Genomic DNA, 15,343 nt, shown 5'->3' with positions numbered 1-15,343 from the left:
AGTTTGGGTGGAAGTTGGTTAATTCCGGGGGTTGTTCCCGGCTTGTTTGGTTGTTTTTCATGATTGGGTTAACTCATGACACAGAAAGAATTGGCGGCTCTCCTGGGCATCAGCGGGGCGGCCGTGTCCAAGTTGGTGAAGCGCGGCATGCCGACCGATAGCCTTGAACGGGCCAAGCGGTGGCGAAAACGACACCTCGAACCAGGCCGGGTGAAGGGTGCGAAATTCGACCCTGCTGCACCGGCCATGTCACCGGCCGAAGTGCTGATTGCAGAGGCCGAACGCCTGGCCGTGGTCGTCGTGCCTCAGCTGGTTGACGCAGGATCCACCGCCGAGCGTGAACAAATTCTCGGACCGCTGAGGGCTGCGCTGCGCTTGGTTCCTACCCCCCATAGTCCCACCTTGCCAGCAGCCGCATGGGTGGAGCTTCTGCAATATGCGGTTGCTGATGATGCGCTGTTGCGTGTGGCGAAAGCCGATGAGCCTCTGCAATCTGCGGGGGTTGGGGCGCTGGTATCTGCGGGGCTTTCTGACGGCGTACAGTGGCCGCCAAGTGAGGCGCTGCGGGCGGCTGGCGACTGGACGGGTTGGGCCTCCTCTGATGAGGCCTGCGCGAGCGCGTAGCGCATGGTTGTCCCCGGTGTCCCCGGCTGGATCGTTACTGTCCCCGGCTCGACCGGGGACAGTTTTTTGCAATGTTGACAAAGACTTATCGGCGCCTCGGCGGGGTGTCCCCGGTGTCCCCGGTAGTTTCGGGGTGTGGTGGCGAAGATTGTTCTCATGCGGGCGATTGCTCCGGGTCCTTTCCGGGGGCAAACCGCACGGGTAATTTGCACCGTGTGCGCGCGCTGAATGCCGGCAAGCCAAGGGGGGTTAAGTGAAGTGCCCAGGGGTAGCAAAACCAAAGCGGGGGAACAAATGGGGGAACATTTGCCATGCAGAAAAATGAAAGGCTATATTCCATGCGGGTTGCAGAGGGACTTTCAATTGACGCCAGCCCACCTATCGACCTAAGGCGCTCATCCTGACCGGATGAGTGCCTTTTTTCTTGGCCATTTGCCTGCAAGTTCGCGTCATTTGGCGTGGATTGACGCAAGCTCACCCCTGCCGGCGCCGCCACAGCTGCTGCCCCAGGAATCCCACGACCGCCATGTTGGCCAGCGCCACGGCGGCCGATGCCAGGCTCGGGTGGTGCGCGAAGTGCCACAGCTCGAACGGGATGTACAGCGCGCCAGACAGCGCGCCCAGCCATTCTCCCCACCACCTGTCCTTCCACAGGCCATAGGCTTCGGCAAAGCGCACCAGCACATAGGCCGCTGCCGCCAGCAACAGCGGCACGAGGTTGGTGTTCGCCAGATGGTCGATGTCCGTGAGGACCAGGGCCGGGTAGCGGTCACCGGGCATGAGGCCAATATGGCCGATGAGCGAAGCCACGATGTGGTGCAGGTCGTGGTGCAGCAGGCCGACGAATCCCAGGCTGGCCGCCAGCGCTGCAAAGCCCTTGAGCGCCTCGAATGCGGCGATGGCGCGCAGTGCCTGGCGATGGGGTGGGGCGCTGTCGTGTGGAGTAGGCTGATCCGATCGGTGCATGCCTGCCATCGTAGCTGCGGACGAGGCGTGCTCTCTCCCTGTATCTATCGCCTGGGCTTGCTGGTGCGTGGGGCCCTGGGCGCCGGGCGCGCCAGGTCGGCATTCGTCTGCTCCAGCCAGAGCAGCGCATCCATCTGTGCCATGAACCGGCGCAGGTAGTCCGGCGAAAGGGTGCGCATCAGGCCCAGCGAGCGCAGCATGAGCTTGTGCGAGTTGAGGGGGCCGGCGTTCTCGGGCGCCTTGTGCAGCGCCTGCGTGACCTGCTGCTCGGCGGAGATCTTGGACCAGACCTCGCTGAACTGGCGCACGCTCTTCATCTCCGAGGTGCTGGTGCTTTCGCTGGTGCGCACGTGGTCGGCCTCGGCCTGGGCGCGTGCAGCCAGGTCGCGGTTGAGCAGGGCCAGGGGCGATTCCGTGGCGCAGGTGGCCAATGGTGGTGCGAGTGGCGCGGGTGGTGTGGCGGGCGCAGTGCCGGCCCGCGCGGCGTAGTCGGCCACGGCGGCCTGCAGCCGCTGCTGCAGCAGCGCCTGCACGGCGGGTGGCTGCGTCTGCATGCGCCGCGCCAGGGCCTCCAGGTACTGGAAGCGCGCGGCGTCATGGCCATCGCTGCCATCCGCCTTCAGTGACTCCAGCGTGGGCTGCTCGCTCATGGTGGCTTGGGTTGGGGGGCCTTGGGCACGGGGGCCATCTCCACGCGGCGGTTCTGCGCGCGGCCCTTTTCGTCGGCGTTGTCGGCCACGGGCTGCTCGGCGCCGAAGGCGGCGGCGAACACCTGGGACGAGGGCATGCCCTCTTCGGCCAGGGCGCGCGTCACGGTCAGCGCGCGCTGGGCCGAGAGTTCCAGGTTGTCGGCAAAGCGCTGGTTGCCGCCGCTGCGCAGCAGGGTGTTGTCGGTGAAGCCGCTCACCATCAGCATTTCGTCACGCTCGCGCAGGTACACCAGCAGGGGCTGTACCAGGCTTGTCAGCAACTGGCGGCCTTCGGGTCGCAACTCGGCCGAACCTGCCCCGAACAGCACGCTGCCGCTGATGCCGATGCGGCCATTGCTCACGGTCACGCGGCCGCTCGCCAGGGGGATAGCCAGGGCTTTCTCCAGCGCCATGCGGCGCTGTTCTTCCATCTGGCGCTTTTCCACCTCCTGCTTGAGGCTGGCCACCAGGTCGATCTGCACCACCAGCACGCCCACCAGGATCAGCACGAAGGCGCCCAGCAGGCCAGCCATCAGGTCGCCGAAAACGGCCCAGACCGGGGCGGTCTGCTCGGTGGCGTCGTCCAGGGTGTCGTCGTAGCCGGTCACGCGGCCACTCCCTGCGCCGATGCTGCGGCGGCCGCCTGGCCATGCAGGCGGCGCAGGTCTTCGACGATGCCCTGCTGCGAAGAGATGCTCAGGTCGATCACCTCGCGCGCCTGGGCCACGTAGTAGGCCAGTTGCTCATCGCTGCGGCCCAGGGACTGGCCGATGGCGCTTTCGATGCTTTGCAGGCCCTGCACCAGCTTGTCGTTGCTGGCGGTGAACAGGCCCACGCCATGGCTGAACGACTCGCCCAGGCTGGCCAGCTCTACGGCACTGGCGGCCACGTGCACGGCCACCTCGTCGACCTTGCCGGCCTGCGTACCCAGGGCCTCGCTGAACTGCTGGCCGGCCTGTTCCAGCACCTGCGTGGCCGAGCCCACCATCGATTCGATGGCCGCGCGTTGCTGCCCGGCGGCCTCGTTCACGGAGTGCAGCAGCGCGGAGAGCTGCTCCATCATGGCGGTGCGCTCTTCCAATGCGATGTTGTCGCGCTCGCCCAGGCGCGTCATCTCCTGGCGCAGCTGGGTGATCACCTCGGCTGCTGCTTGCGGCACGTCGGACGCCGTCTGCAGCAGGCGGGTGAGCGGCGCTTCGAGGGCCGAGCCCAGCGTGGCCAGGTGCCCGGCCACGGCGGCCTGCAGGGTGTCCAGGCGGTCCACGGCGGCCTTGCCGCGCGCGGCCTCGTCATCGCGCAGGGCCGCCAGCTCGGTGCGCCACACGCTGGTGAGTGCGTCCATGCGCTCGCCCTGGGCCTGTTCCCAGCGGGCTTCGGCTTCCACGCGGGTGCGCAGCAGCGCGTCGGACTGTTCCATCAGGCGCGCGTTGCTGCCCAGCGTCTGCTGCACCTGGCCGGACAGGCGCTCGGTCAGCTGGGCGGCCGTTTCCTCCAGGGCGCGGTACAGGCCTTGCTGTTGCTCTGCGGCCTGGGCGCCTGCACGCTGCAGCTCTGCGGTTACCGTGCCGGCCATGCCTTCCATGGAGCGGCTCCAGGTCTCCAGGCGCTGCTGGTCCGCCTGCACCTGGGCGGTGTGCGACTGCGCCACGGTGTCCTGCAGCGACGCCAGCAGCGCACCCGCGCGCTGTTCGAAGGACTGCGTGGCCGCCTGCAGTGCGCGGTCGAGCTGCGCGGCCGCGCTTTCGAGGGACTGGCCCACGGCGCGCTGCTGCTCCACCGTCTGGGCGCCTGCGCGCTGCCATTCAGCGGCCAGCGTGCCGGCCATGCCTTCCATGGAGCGGCTCCAGCCTTCCAGGCGCTGCTGGTCGGCATGCACCTGCGCCGCGTGCGATTGGGCGACCGTGTCCTGCAGCGAGGCCAGCAGAGTCCCTGCGCGCAGGTCGAAGGCCTGGCTGGCAGTGTGCAGGGTCTGGCCGAACTGCGCGGCTGCACCGGCCAAGGCCTGTCCCGCCTCGCGCTGCTGTGCTGCGGCCTGGGCTCCCGCGCGCTGCCATTCGGCGGTGAGGGCGCTGGCCGTGCCTTCCAGGGCACGGTTCCAGCCTTCCAGCCGCTGCTGGTCGGCGGCGGCCTGGGCGGCGTGCGATTGGTCCACGGTGTCCTTGAGCGAACCCAGCAGGGCGCCCGTGCGCTGCTCGAAGCCTTGCGTCACGGACTGGAGTGCGCCGTCAAGCTGCGCGACCAGATGGCCCTGGGTCTCTTGGTGGCTGTGCAGTGCGCTGGTCCAGGTGGCGGCCACCTGGCGCGCCGTGCCTTCCCACTGGGCGGACAGGGCCTGCATCTGTGCATCGGCGGCCTCGCGCAGGCGCTGGTGCGAGCGCTCGGCCTCCTGCGCCAGGGCGGCCATGGCCTGCTCGACCACGGGGCGGATGGTCTCGCCGGCCTGGCGGGCGCTGGTGGCCAGGCTGTCCTGCAGCGACGCGCCCACGGTGCTGGCCAGCTGGGTGTAGGCGGCGGCAGCTTCGCGGTGAAAGCCCTGCTGCTGGGTGAGCAGTTGCTCGTTGAGCTGCCCGTGGCGGCGTTCCAGGCCCTCCATCAGGTGCTGCAGGCGCTCGGCAATCAGCGGCATGGCCTGGGCCTGGGCCTGCAGGGCGGCAAACATCGCCTCGCGCCGGTGGCTGGCCGAGAAGGGCCGCAGCACCGTGGCGATGCGGGTGTCGAGCAGGCGCAGTGCCTGCAGGCGCTCGCGGCGGGCCATGGCGGACATCAGGCCCAGCATGGCCGAGGTGGCCACGCCGGCCACCGAGGTGCCGAACGCCAGGCCCAGGCCCTTGATGGGCGCGGCCAGCGCCGCGCGGATGGCTTCGAGGTTGGACGATGCCTCCAGCGCGAACACGGCGCCATTGAAGGTGACCACCATGCCCAGGAAGGTGCCCAGCATGCCCAGCATGACCAGGAGGCCCACCAGGTAGGGGGTGAGGGCGGGGCCGGGCATTGCCACGCGCTCGCCTTCGATGCGCTGGCGCACGGGCGTGCGCAGGGCCGGGTGCAGGCGCTCCAGCCAGGCCCCCAGGTCTGTCGGCGGGTGAGCCGGGTCGTCGGCCAGCGCAGCCGCCAGCGAGGTGCTCGCCGAGCGGAACTGCCGCAACTCATGGGCGCCCAACAGGTAGACACCGGCAATCACCGCCGTCATCGCCAGCGCCAGCGGGCTGGTCCCCACGAAGCCCCAGGCCACCCATCCCACCACCGCCAGGCCGGCTGCAAACACGCCGGCCATCACACTCTTGTTCATTCCTGAAACCCTGTTCTTCTGTTCTCGTTGCGGGCTGCTTCCAGCAGCCCCATGATCGGTTGCAGGCGCACCTGCATCTCGGCCAGCAGCAGGGCCTGCAGGTCCTGCTCGAAGCTGGCCAGCCAGCCGCCGGCCCTGCGCCAGCGCAGCGGGTCATCGGCCTGGCCCGACTCCTGAAGCCGTGCCTGGTGGCCTTTGCGCAGTTGCACGAAGCGCCGTTCCAGGTGGCCGGGCAGAGAGGCCCACAGCCGCTGCTCGCGTGCGCCCAGCATCTGCTCCATCACCCCGTCCAGCGCCGCCAGCTGCCTGAGCGCTGCCGAGCCCTTGAGCAGGCCGGCCCGCACCTGGGCGCGCAGCGCCACCAGGCGCGTATCCATCTGCCTTTGCAGTTCCAGGTAGCGCGGCCCGTGGGCGGCGAAGTCGGCCTGGACCGACGGATCGGGCTGCTCGACGGGCGTGTTGTCGGCACGCTCGCGCACGGGCCGCGCCGGTTTGGCAGGCGCCGTGGCCAGGCGCATCAGGTCGGTCTTGGTCTTCTGAAAGAGCTCCTCCAGTGCCAGCGGGTCCAGGGCCGGTTCCTGGGGCGCCGGAGCCTGGGCAGCATGGGTCTCGATGGAGCGCAGCGAGCCGTTGAGCTCGACCGCATCCACCACGCTCAGCCACCGACCCAGTTGCTCGGCCACATCGTGGCTTGCCTGGGCGCGCTGCGCCTGCGTCCATTGCGCAAGCAGGACGACGAGGCGTGAACTATCGAGTCGATGGGGCAGAGACATCCGGGGAAAAAGACCAATCCACTGCGCCATGCCTCGTTGGAGAGGCTGGCATCGGGGGCAGTCCCCGGTGGGCAAAACCGCGTATTTTCGTTCATGTGGGCCAGGATCCCGAAAAGCGGGGCCCTGGCGTTGCAGGTGTTACATGCAAGCGGGCTTTGAAAATGGGCGTTGAACGGACAAATTTGACAAACTGTTGAAAAAGCGCGCCATTGTGATCGCATGTGTCGTCAATTTTTTTGAATTTCGGCATTTTGTGCGGGGTGGCAATGCCCCGATGCAACGAGGAAGCAGGTTGCTGCTGTATAAGCAATCAGTAATGCAATCCCCAAAATACACCCCTGCGAATTCCTGCGGCTTCTGCGGCGCGACCAGCTACCGCCGTGTCGTGGCGCGTGACACCCTTGGCGTACTGCGCGCCACCGAACGCCTGCTGTGCACGGGCTGCACGCGCGAGTTTCCCGATGTGAAGACCTGGCGCCAGGGGCGGCAAGATACGCCTGCGGTCTTTTCTCCCGCAGGGTAGGGGGCAGGGTCTGCTCCCTGGCGGTTACAGGAACCGGGCCCGGAGCCCGACCATGATGCGCCGGCCGGCGGCTGGCTCGAAAAAGCGGCCGTTGCCATCGTTCACGATCAGCGAGCCGGCGTAGCGCCGGTCCAGCAGGTTGTCCAAGCGCGCCCATGCCTGCCAGCGCGGGCTGGCAGCGGCGGTGTGGCCGAAGGTGTACCCGGCGCGCAGGCCCACCACCGCAAAGCCGGCTGCGGCTTCGCTGTTCACGTCGTTGGCGAACACCTTGCCAGACACATCCAGCGTGGCGCCCAGTTGCCAGGCGGCGCTGGGCGCATAGTCCAGCGCCAAATGGGCCACATGGCGCGCGGTGCCGGGCAGGCGGTTGCCGGCGGCCACGCGGGCGCCCCCTGCGCCGGTGTAGGCATCGCCAAAGAAAGCATCCAGATAGGTGTAGGCCGCGCGGGGCTTCCAGGCGCCGGCCTGCGCGCTCCAGGCCAGCTCCAGTCCGCGTCGGCGCACGTTGTCGGCGTTCTGGAAGATGGTGCGGCCGTTCACCGTGGCGGCGGGCACGATCTCGCCCTGGCTGCGCGCGTCGAACCAGGCCGCCTGCACCTGGTGCACGTCTGCCTGCCACTTGGCGCCGATCTCCATCTGCCGGCTGCGCGAGGCGGCCAGGCCGAAGTTGGGCCCGGTGTTGCCCTGGCTGTAGGCCATCTCGGCCAGGGTCGGGGTTTCGAAGCCACGGCCCAGGTTGGCATACAGGTTGAGCTGGTCGCTGGCGCTCCATACCACGCCCAACACAGGGCTGGTCTGGCGCCAGGTGCGGGCACCGCTGTCGTCGGGGTTGGTGGGGGTGATGAAGTGGTCGTTCACGCGCATGTCCACGCGGCTCGCGCGCAGGCCGGCAATGGCGCGCCAGGTGGGCGTGATCCATGCATCCACCTGCGCGAACCAGTCGGTGTTGCCTGCCCGGTCGCGCTCGTTGCGCCTGAGCGCCCCCGGCTCGCCGTTCTGGTTGACCCGGCCCTGGCGCTGCTCGGTGAGCCGGTCGGCGTCCACGCCCAGGGTCCAGGTGAGCGGCAGGCCCGAAGGCATTCTGGCGCTGTGCGTCCAGGCCAGGCCCAGGCCGTGGTAGTCGCGGTCGAGGTCCACCACACCCCCTGCGCTGCTTTCGGCCGCGCCGCTGAAAGACAGGTACTGGGTGAGTTGGCGCGTGCCGCCATAGGCGCGTGCGCGCACGCTGTCGGCCGCGCCCAGTTGCCGCTCCAGCACCAGGCCCCACTGGTTCTGCGCGACCGACTTGCGCGTGCCGAAGGTGCTGGCCACCTCGGGCGCCTAGCGCGGGCTGGCGTTGAACTGCGCGCGCGTGAGGCCCAGCGGGTCCTGCGCATCGGGCTGGTCGTAGAGGTTGAGCAGGGCGGTGATCTTCGTGTCCGCGTCCGGGCGTGCCACCAGCTTGCCGTTGAGGTGGGTGCGGCGCGCGGCGCTGTGCTCGCGCCAACCATCGGTCTCGAAACGCGACAGGTCCAGCAACCCCCCCAGCGTGCGGTTGCCGAAGTCGAACGACACGTCCGCCAGGCGCTGGCCAAACGAGCCTGCCGCGATGGAGGCCTGCGCTGCGCCGCCCTCGCGCGGTTCGCGCGTGCTCACCTGCAGCACGCCGCCAGCCGCATTGCCATAGAGCTGGGCGAGCGGGCCGCGCAGCACGTCCACCTGCGCGGCCGACTGCAGTTGCGCCGTGGCCGCCTGGCCCTGGCCGTCGGGCATGGTGGCGGGAATGCCGTCCACCAGGATGCGCACGCCGCGCACGCCGAAGGTGGAGCGCGCACCGAAGCCGCGCACTGCGATCTGCAGGTCCTGGGCGTAGTTCTGCCGCTCCAGCGCGACCACCCCGGCCTGACCGGCCAGCAGCTCTGACAGGTTCACGAGCGGCGTGGCCGCGGTGAAGCCATCGACCTGCACGCTGGTGTGGCTGGCCGCGCTGTCGAAGCGCCGCTGGGCCTGGGCGTTGCCTTGCACCTCGACCGGGGCCATGGTGCCGCCTTCGCGGGGCTGTGCCATGGCGGGCCCTGCGACCAGGGTGGCCAGCGCCGCCAACGCTGTGGACAAGGCCTGGGCGCGGCTGCCGGGCAGATGGCAGTGCAGGGCAAGGACAGGGTGCATGGCGAAAGTGGTGGGAAAGGGCGTGGTCAGCGTAGCGCGGGATGCCGGGGCGGCCTGTCAGCGAATGTCCCGGGCTTGGCCATGCCTGGCCGGGACAGGCGCTGCGGGCCGAAAGCCACAGCATGCCTCATTCCTGTCACATTGCCATGCGAAGGTGGGGTTCGGGGCGCTGCGGCGTCCTTGCTCCGCATTGCCGCCGGGCAACTTGCGGGTTGCCCTCTCCTGCAACCCCTATGCCCTCGACACCTGTGCCAGCAAGCAGCCTGCTGCCTTTCGACTACCAACGCGGTCTGGCTGGCGCACTGCTGTGGATGCTGGTCGCCGAGGCCTCGCAGGCCTATGCGTTTGGCAACCTGGACATGAGCCTCATCTGGCCGGCCGATGGCATTGCCATCGGGCTGGTGCTGGCGTATGGGGTGCGCATGCTGTGGTACCTGGGGGCGGCCGTGGCCTTGTGGCATGCACTGCATGGCATCCCCGTGCTGCAGTCGCTGATCGGCGTGGTGGCGCTGGTGGCCGCTGTGTCGCTGGTGTGGTGGCTGGTGCAGCGTGACCGGCGCAGCGAGGCGGGGCGCAACCCGGTCGCCACGGCCATCCGCTTCCACGCGCTGACCGTGCTGCCGGGGGCGGCGGTTCTCACAGCGTTGGGCAGCTGGCAGTTTCTGCTCACGCCGGGCGAGCAGCCCGGCGGCGTGCTGCGTGTGGCGGGGGTCATGGGCATGTCCGAGGTGTTTGGCATTTTGCTGTTTTGCCGGCTGACCGAGCTGGCCGCCCATGCCCTCGATGGAGGCTGGAGGGCGGGCCCGCTGCGCTGGGCACGCTGGCAGACCTTCTGGGTGGCCGGGTTGGTGGCGGTGATGGCGGTGGCGCACTGGGGCCCATCCCTGGCGGGCATGGGCGTGGGACCATCGGCGCGCTACATCGTCTTTCTGCTGGTGGCCTGGGCAGCCTACCGTGGCAGCCCCTTGTTCGTGCACCTGACCACGGCGCTCTCGGCGCTGACCCTGCTGGCTTTCGCACCGCCTTTGATGGCCGGCCAAAGCCCTTACCTGGTCGTGCTCGACCAGGCCGTGCTCATGGTCTGCCTGGCGGCGCTCAGCTTCTTTGCCTCGGCGACGATGGAGCATCGCCGGCAGATGGAGCGCAGCCTGCACGAGGCCGCCAGCCACGACGGCCTGACGGGCTTTCTCAACGAGCGCGGCCTGCTCAAGGCCCTCCAGGCGGCGGGGCCGGTCCATCTGGTGGGCATCAGCCTGCACAACCTGGAGCATGTGGTGGGACTGATCGGCCTGGGCCGCACACGCGAGATCGAGCAGGACGTGTCGATCTACCTGCGCAACCAATGGGGTCGCAGCTGCACTTACGCGCGGCCACGCGATGGCTTCTTCGTGGTGGCGGTGCCTTTGGCCGGGGGCGATGTGAACGCGCGGCTGTTGCAGCTGCGTGCCGCCCTCGACGGGCGCCGCTATGTCCTTGCCGAGCGCAGTGTGCGCATCCAGGCCGCGCTCGGGCTGCTGCCGCTGGACCAGGGGCAGGCCCTGGGCGACGATGTTCTGGCGGCACTGATGCTGCTGTGCGAGGTGGACGGCGATCCCGCATTGAGCGACGGCCACGCCCAGGGCCGTGACCTGGCGCCCGGCCACCTGATGCGCATCCGCAGGGGGCAGCTCTCGCAGGTCGAAGCGCTCAAGGACGCGCTGCGCCTGCCTGCCGCAAGCCCTGAAGCCAGTGGCCTGTGGCTGGCCTGCCAGCCCATCCGCTCGGCGCATGGTGACCATGACGGCGACCTGGGGGTCGAGGTGCTGCTGCGCTGGGCATCGGGTGGCACGGCCACCCATCTGCCTGGGGAGTTCCTGCCTCTGGCCGAACGCTATGGGCTCATGCCCCAGGTGGACCGGTGGGTCATCACGCAGGTGTTTGCCGCCCTGGTGGCCCATGGCATCACCCACCGGGATCTGGGCAAGGTGGCGATCAACCTGTCGGGCTCGTCGGTATCGGACCCGCGGCTGCTGGCCCACATCGACCAGTGCCTGGCCGCCAGCGGGCTCGATCCCGCGATGTTCTGCTTCGAGGTCACGGAGACCGCCGGCATCGTGCAGCGCAGCCGCGCGGTGGACCTGCTGGCCAGCCTGCGCGCCATGGGTGCGCGCACCTCGCTCGATGATTTCGGCACGGGCCTGGCGACCTTCGACTACCTCAAGTCGCTGCCGCTCGATTTCGTGAAGATCGACGGCAGCTTCGTGCGCGATGTGCTGTCTTCGCGGGTCGACCAGCGCATCGTGCTGGCCACCTGCGATGTGGCGCGGACCATGGGGCTCACGACCATTGCCGAGTTCGTCGAGACGCCTGCCCAGCGGTCGCTGCTGGCCGCCTACGGCGTGGACTATGTGCAGGGCTTCGGCATCGCCAAGCCCCTGCCGCTGACGCAGTACCTGCAGCAACTGGTGCGTCGCGACCCGCGCTCTGCCACGCAGGCGACCACGGCCCACGCCATGGCGGGCCGATGGCAGGCGGGGCATGGCCGGCTGGTGCCGGGCCTGGCGCCCAGTGAATGACATGGCCGATGAAGCAGAGCCATTTGTCACGCAATCGCAATATGGGACTTGTAAGCTCTGGTGACATTTTCTGCCGCGCCGGCCCTCCTTCATGTCCGAACTCCCTGCCTACCTGCAAGACTGCCGTCCGCGATTTCGCCAGCCCAGCGCCGGGGACATGTGCGTCGAAGTGCCCTGGATGGCGGTCGAGGAGACCAATGAAAAGGTCATGGAGATCTTCTCCGAGCACAAGGACCTGATCAGCCTGCCGGTGGTCGAGAAGGGCCGCCCCATCGGGCTGATCAACCGTGACATCTTCATGTCCGAGATGAGCAAGCCCTACCGCTGGGAAATCTACGGGCGCAAGAACTGCATCGCCTTCATGGACAAGGCGCCGCTGATCGTCGATGCCGAGATGGGCATCGAGGAGCTGACCTTCAAGACCGTGGAGTATGGTGAGAAGGCGCTGTCGGACGGCTTCATCGTCGCCCGCGACGGCTCCTTCGTCGGCGTGGGCCACGGCCTGCAGCTGATGCGCGTGGTGGCCGAACTGCAGGCCGCGCGCAACCGCCAGGTGATGCACAGCATCGAGTACGCCAGCGTGATCCAGCGCTCCATGCTGCGCGCTTCGCGCGATGCCCTGGTGCAGGCGCAGGCCGATGCGGCCCTGGTGTGGGAGCCGCGCGATGTGGTGGGCGGCGACTTCTACCAGTTCACCACGCTGCCCGATGGCTGGTTTGCCATGGTGGCCGACTGCACGGGCCACGGCGTACCCGGCGCCTTCATGACCCTGATCGCATCGAGCACCCTGGGCAAGGCCATCGAGCAGTACGGGCCGCGCGATCCGGCGCAACTGCTCTCCAGCGTCAACCGCAGCATCAAGCAGATGCTCGGCCAGATGGATGGCCAGGACGATACGCCGGGGTCGGACGATGGCATGGACGCCGCCTGCTTCTGGTACGAGCCCGCCACGCGCGAACTGCGCTTTGCCGGCGCGAACCTCTCGCTCTTCGTGCTGGCGCCCGGTGCCGACGCGGTGCAGCTGGTGGCCGGCGAGCGCAAGGGTGTGGGCTACGTGGACAGTGCCTTCGACCACACCTGGACCACGCGCACCGTGGCCCTGGCGCCCGGCAGCCTGGTGTTCGTGACCACCGACGGCCTGATCGACCAGGTGGGCGGCCCCAAGGCCATCACCTTCGGCAAGCGCCGCATCCAGGAGGTGATCGTGGCCCAGCGCGAGCAGACCCCGGCGCAGCTGAATGCCGCCATGCAGCAGGCGCTGGAGCGCTGGCAAGGCAGCCACCAGCGCCGCGATGACCTGACCTTCTTCTGTTTTCGGGCCTGAGCTGGCCCTACACCCTGAAATCCCGGATGGACAACCTCTATATCCCCCCCACCCCCAGCTCGCCGGAAGTGGACTTCAAGTTCGACGAGAACACGCTCGGCCTGCGTGGCGAGTCGTATCCCGAGAACGCTGCGGCGTTCTACGGCGACATCCTGCGCCAGCTGGAGTCGTACCTGAGTGCCTGCAGCGACCAGAAGATCCAGGTCCGCATTGCCCTGGCGTACTTCAACAGTTCCAGCACCAAGATGCTGTTCAACCTGGTCGGCCTGCTCAGCGATGCGGCCGAGGCGGGCAATGAGGTGGTGCTCAACTGGTTCCATGACGAAGACGACGACACGATCTTCGAGTTCGGCCAGGAGCTCAAGGACGACTTCACGGCCATCCAGTTCGTCAACCACGCGGTGAAATCGGCGTGACGGGTTTCGATGTCCGACGCACCTGACCTGTTCGACGCCGAAAGCCGAGCCTTGCTGGCGGCCCGCCGGGCCTTCGACGATGCTTCCAGCCCGCCGGGATCGCACCGCCACGCCCTGGGCGAACTGCTGACCTCCTACGAGCGCCTGTTGCGCGAAACGCGCCGCATGGTGCGGCGCAGCGACCGTGCCGAGCTGGAGATGAACCAGCTCAACCAGCGCCTGCAGGACCTCACCGGCCAGCTGGAGTACCGCGCCACGCACGACCCGCTCACGGGCGTGCTCAACCGCGCGGCCATCATCGAGCGCTCCAACCGCTACCTGGCCAGCGACAGCCTGGCGCTGATCGTGCTCGACATCGACCATTTCAAGCGGGTCAACGATTCGTTCGGCCACCCGGTCGGCGACACGGTGATCTGCGGCGTGGTGGACTGCCTCAAAGGCGTGGCACCTTCCATCGCCCAGATCGGGCGCGTGGGCGGCGAGGAGTTCACGGCGCTGTTGCCCGGCCTCTCGCTCGAATCTGCGGCCCATGTGGCCGAGGGCATGCGCCGGGCCATCGCGGCCCATGATTTCCAGTTGCCGGACGGCAGCCGCGTGACCGCCAGCTTCGGCGTGAGCTGGCAGGAGCGGGGCAGCAGCTTCGACGCTGCCTATGGCAGCGCCGACGAGGCCCTGTACCAGGCCAAGCGGGCCGGGCGCAACCAGGTGGCGCGCGCGGCGCTGGCAGTGGCCTGAACCCAGGTGTGGCGCCAGTGCGGCGCCATTGCCACAGCTGAGTGGCCAAGACGTGCTTTTGGCTTTGAAATACTGTATATTTTCACAGTATCTCAAAGGAGCCTTCCATGGAAGCCATCGAAACGACCTGTACCGTAGCCCTGCGCGACTACCCTGAACTGCCCCCCAAGGAACGCATGGCGGCCGAGGCCCGGTACCTGCGGGTGCTGGAGCGCAAGCTGGGCGGTGCCGAAGTGGTGGCCGAGGCGCTGCGCGCCGTGGTGCAGCTGCAGGAGTCCGATGGCAGCGAGGCCAGCCCCGAGGACCTGGCGCTGGCCGGCCAGTGGACGAAGGCCGCTAACGCCGCCCGCGAAGCCGGCTACCAGGGCCTGGGCGAGGTCGATGGCGCGTACTTCGAAGTGCGCCTGGCCTGATGCCGGGCGCAGAGATCGCTGGCATGGCGCTCGATCAATGGGCCATCGCAGTGCTCGGCGCCGTGGCCGTGTGGCTGTCCCAGTCCGCCCATGAACCGGTGCGGCGCTGTGCCTGCCTGGCCGGGTTGATGGCGCAGCCGTTTGCCTTCTACACCGCATGGCAGTTGCAGCACGCGGGGGTGCTGGTGCTGGCGCTGGCCTTCACCCTGGCGTGGCTGCGGGGCCTGTGGGTGCATTGGCTCGCGCCGCGCCGCCAAGCAGGGGTGGGCACTATCCAGATGGTGCCGGGGCGCAAAGGCTGAAGCTCCGACGCCCTTGCGCCGGCCCATGGCCGCCTGTGCGATGGTCTTAATTTTCTTGACCGCAGTCTCCCCACCTGCCACGGTCGGTGATCTACCGGAGATTGCCCATGTTTACAGAGAAGATGCCCTCCAACAGCCAGACGGCCTTGCGCAGAGCGCGCGACTGCCATGAAATCCGGCAGGCGTATACCGCTTTCCTGGCCTCGCTCAAGCAGGCCAGCGGCCTGCCCGATGTGGGTTTCTTCGTGGCGGATGTCGGGCAGGACGTGGTGATCACCACGCCTTCGGGCGAGTCGTCGCCTTATCTGCTGATCTGCAGCGATGGCGCCGAGGCGGTGTGGGGCCGGGTCATGTTTCTCACGCTCAACCCTGTCACCGGCACCCGGCTGCCGATCTTTGCCGTGCGCCTGCGCGCGGACTCGGTGGTGCTCAACGACGAGGGCACGCGCGAGTGGGAGGCCAGCTTCAAGGAGGGCGATCCGTTCAACCAGATCGAGATCAAGCAGCTGGTCTATGAGCTGATGTACGGCCAGATCGCGTTCAACAGCAAGGGACTGATCCCCGAGGACGCCTGAACCCGGACCGG

At 68.3% G+C, this 15,343-nt stretch carries 16 protein-coding genes; 9 read left to right on the top strand and 7 right to left on the bottom strand.

Annotation, left to right across the window (positions count from 1 at the left end; genetic code table 11):
- The first annotated feature begins 75 nt into the window (after window positions 1–75).
- Entirely contained in the window at window positions 76–624 is a 549-nt protein-coding gene (locus U5N23_RS04750) for a hypothetical protein (RefSeq protein WP_322591688.1), read from the top strand.
- Between the two features lie 474 nt (window positions 625–1,098).
- On the opposite strand, the gene U5N23_RS04745 is transcribed toward U5N23_RS04750, so the two are convergent.
- The 5 genes from U5N23_RS04745 to U5N23_RS04725 are packed head-to-tail and all read right to left on the bottom strand — an operon-like array spanning window position 1,099 to window position 6,341.
- Window positions 1,099–1,590 (bottom strand): DUF2127 domain-containing protein, encoded by a 492-nt coding sequence (locus U5N23_RS04745; protein WP_322591687.1) that lies wholly within the window; start codon window positions 1,588–1,590, stop codon window positions 1,099–1,101.
- 44 nt (window positions 1,591–1,634) lie between these two features.
- Window positions 1,635–2,240, bottom strand: coding sequence for a DUF2894 domain-containing protein (locus U5N23_RS04740; RefSeq protein WP_322591686.1), 606 nt, complete (start codon window positions 2,238–2,240; stop codon window positions 1,635–1,637).
- Window positions 2,237–2,887, bottom strand: a complete 651-nt coding sequence (locus U5N23_RS04735) for an OmpA family protein (protein WP_322591685.1) — start codon at window positions 2,885–2,887, stop codon at window positions 2,237–2,239. Before U5N23_RS04735 ends, U5N23_RS04740 begins: the two co-directional genes overlap by 4 nt.
- The gene (locus U5N23_RS04730; RefSeq protein ID WP_322591684.1) at window positions 2,884–5,568 is read right to left on the bottom strand and encodes a DUF802 domain-containing protein; all 2,685 of its coding nucleotides are present in this window, start codon (window positions 5,566–5,568) and stop codon (window positions 2,884–2,886) included. The genes U5N23_RS04735 and U5N23_RS04730 overlap by 4 nt, the downstream gene beginning before the upstream one ends.
- On the bottom strand, window positions 5,565–6,341 hold the full coding sequence (locus U5N23_RS04725) for a DUF3348 family protein (protein ID WP_322591683.1): 777 nt from the start codon (window positions 6,339–6,341) through the stop codon (window positions 5,565–5,567). Before U5N23_RS04725 ends, U5N23_RS04730 begins: the two co-directional genes overlap by 4 nt.
- A 193-nt stretch (window positions 6,342–6,534) precedes the next feature.
- Here U5N23_RS04725 and U5N23_RS04720 point away from each other — a divergent pair, with 193 nt between their 5' ends.
- The gene (locus U5N23_RS04720) at window positions 6,535–6,864 is read left to right on the top strand and encodes a hypothetical protein (RefSeq protein WP_322591682.1); all 330 of its coding nucleotides are present in this window, start codon (window positions 6,535–6,537) and stop codon (window positions 6,862–6,864) included.
- 24 nt (window positions 6,865–6,888) lie between these two features.
- Here U5N23_RS04720 and U5N23_RS04715 read toward each other — a convergent pair whose 3' ends face one another.
- Both U5N23_RS04715 and U5N23_RS04710 read right to left on the bottom strand, forming a co-directional pair.
- Window positions 6,889–8,175: a TonB-dependent receptor gene (locus U5N23_RS04715; RefSeq protein WP_322591681.1), complete on the bottom strand. Its 1,287-nt coding sequence runs from the start codon at window positions 8,173–8,175 to the stop codon at window positions 6,889–6,891.
- A 9-nt stretch (window positions 8,176–8,184) separates the two neighbouring features.
- Window positions 8,185–9,012 carry a TonB-dependent receptor plug domain-containing protein gene (locus tag U5N23_RS04710; RefSeq protein WP_322591680.1) on the bottom strand — a complete coding sequence of 276 codons (828 nt, stop codon included), beginning with the start codon at window positions 9,010–9,012 and terminating at the stop codon, window positions 8,185–8,187.
- 233 nt (window positions 9,013–9,245) lie between these two features.
- On the opposite strand from U5N23_RS04710, the gene U5N23_RS04705 reads away from it, so the two are divergent.
- The 7 genes from U5N23_RS04705 to U5N23_RS04675 all read left to right on the top strand — a co-directional run bounded on the left by U5N23_RS04705 (window position 9,246) and on the right by U5N23_RS04675 (window position 15,332).
- Window positions 9,246–11,567 (top strand): EAL domain-containing protein, encoded by a 2,322-nt coding sequence (locus U5N23_RS04705; RefSeq protein WP_322591679.1) that lies wholly within the window; start codon window positions 9,246–9,248, stop codon window positions 11,565–11,567.
- Between the two features lie 91 nt (window positions 11,568–11,658).
- The gene (locus U5N23_RS04700; RefSeq protein ID WP_322591678.1) at window positions 11,659–12,891 is read left to right on the top strand and encodes a SpoIIE family protein phosphatase; all 1,233 of its coding nucleotides are present in this window, start codon (window positions 11,659–11,661) and stop codon (window positions 12,889–12,891) included.
- A gap of 26 nt (window positions 12,892–12,917) precedes the next feature.
- Complete coding sequence (locus U5N23_RS04695) at window positions 12,918–13,307, top strand: DUF1987 domain-containing protein (protein WP_322591677.1); 390 nt, start codon at window positions 12,918–12,920, stop codon at window positions 13,305–13,307.
- A 9-nt stretch (window positions 13,308–13,316) separates the two neighbouring features.
- A complete protein-coding gene (locus tag U5N23_RS04690; RefSeq protein ID WP_322591676.1) occupies window positions 13,317–14,042 on the top strand; it encodes a GGDEF domain-containing protein in 726 nt (241 codons plus the stop codon).
- A gap of 107 nt (window positions 14,043–14,149) precedes the next feature.
- On the top strand, window positions 14,150–14,455 hold the full coding sequence (locus U5N23_RS04685; RefSeq protein ID WP_322591675.1) for a hypothetical protein: 306 nt from the start codon (window positions 14,150–14,152) through the stop codon (window positions 14,453–14,455).
- On the top strand, window positions 14,455–14,757 hold the full coding sequence (locus U5N23_RS04680) for a hypothetical protein (protein ID WP_322591674.1): 303 nt from the start codon (window positions 14,455–14,457) through the stop codon (window positions 14,755–14,757). The genes U5N23_RS04685 and U5N23_RS04680 overlap by 1 nt, the downstream gene beginning before the upstream one ends.
- Window positions 14,758–14,864: 107 nt before the next feature.
- Window positions 14,865–15,332 carry a hypothetical protein gene (locus U5N23_RS04675; RefSeq protein ID WP_322591673.1) on the top strand — a complete coding sequence of 156 codons (468 nt, stop codon included), beginning with the start codon at window positions 14,865–14,867 and terminating at the stop codon, window positions 15,330–15,332.
- Window positions 15,333–15,343 lie beyond the last annotated feature (11 nt).

It is taken from the genome of Acidovorax sp., from assembly GCF_034519795.1.
Classification (GTDB): Bacteria; Pseudomonadota; Gammaproteobacteria; order Burkholderiales; family Burkholderiaceae_C; genus Acidovorax.
Note: the sequence above shows the minus strand (reverse complement) of the source record. Positions and strands in the feature narration are given on the sequence as shown.

What these genes read in the sequence shown, in the direction of transcription:
- U5N23_RS04750 (WP_322591688.1), top strand. Translation starts at nt 76, where the DNA reads ATGACACAGAAAGAATTGGCGGCTCTCCTGGGCATCAGCGGGGCGGCC.
- U5N23_RS04745 (WP_322591687.1), bottom strand. Translation starts at nt 1,590, where the DNA reads ATGCACCGATCGGATCAGCCTACTCCACACGACAGCGCCCCACCCCAT.
- U5N23_RS04740 (WP_322591686.1), bottom strand. Translation starts at nt 2,240, where the DNA reads ATGAGCGAGCAGCCCACGCTGGAGTCACTGAAGGCGGATGGCAGCGAT.
- U5N23_RS04730 (WP_322591684.1), bottom strand. Translation starts at nt 5,568, where the DNA reads ATGAACAAGAGTGTGATGGCCGGCGTGTTTGCAGCCGGCCTGGCGGTG.
- U5N23_RS04725 (WP_322591683.1), bottom strand. Translation starts at nt 6,341, where the DNA reads ATGTCTCTGCCCCATCGACTCGATAGTTCACGCCTCGTCGTCCTGCTT.
- U5N23_RS04710 (WP_322591680.1), bottom strand. Translation starts at nt 9,012, where the DNA reads ATGCACCCTGTCCTTGCCCTGCACTGCCATCTGCCCGGCAGCCGCGCC.
- U5N23_RS04705 (WP_322591679.1), top strand. Translation starts at nt 9,246, where the DNA reads ATGCCCTCGACACCTGTGCCAGCAAGCAGCCTGCTGCCTTTCGACTAC.
- U5N23_RS04700 (WP_322591678.1), top strand. Translation starts at nt 11,659, where the DNA reads ATGTCCGAACTCCCTGCCTACCTGCAAGACTGCCGTCCGCGATTTCGC.
- U5N23_RS04695 (WP_322591677.1), top strand. Translation starts at nt 12,918, where the DNA reads ATGGACAACCTCTATATCCCCCCCACCCCCAGCTCGCCGGAAGTGGAC.
- U5N23_RS04690 (WP_322591676.1), top strand. Translation starts at nt 13,317, where the DNA reads ATGTCCGACGCACCTGACCTGTTCGACGCCGAAAGCCGAGCCTTGCTG.
- U5N23_RS04685 (WP_322591675.1), top strand. Translation starts at nt 14,150, where the DNA reads ATGGAAGCCATCGAAACGACCTGTACCGTAGCCCTGCGCGACTACCCT.
- U5N23_RS04680 (WP_322591674.1), top strand. Translation starts at nt 14,455, where the DNA reads ATGCCGGGCGCAGAGATCGCTGGCATGGCGCTCGATCAATGGGCCATC.
- U5N23_RS04675 (WP_322591673.1), top strand. Translation starts at nt 14,865, where the DNA reads ATGTTTACAGAGAAGATGCCCTCCAACAGCCAGACGGCCTTGCGCAGA.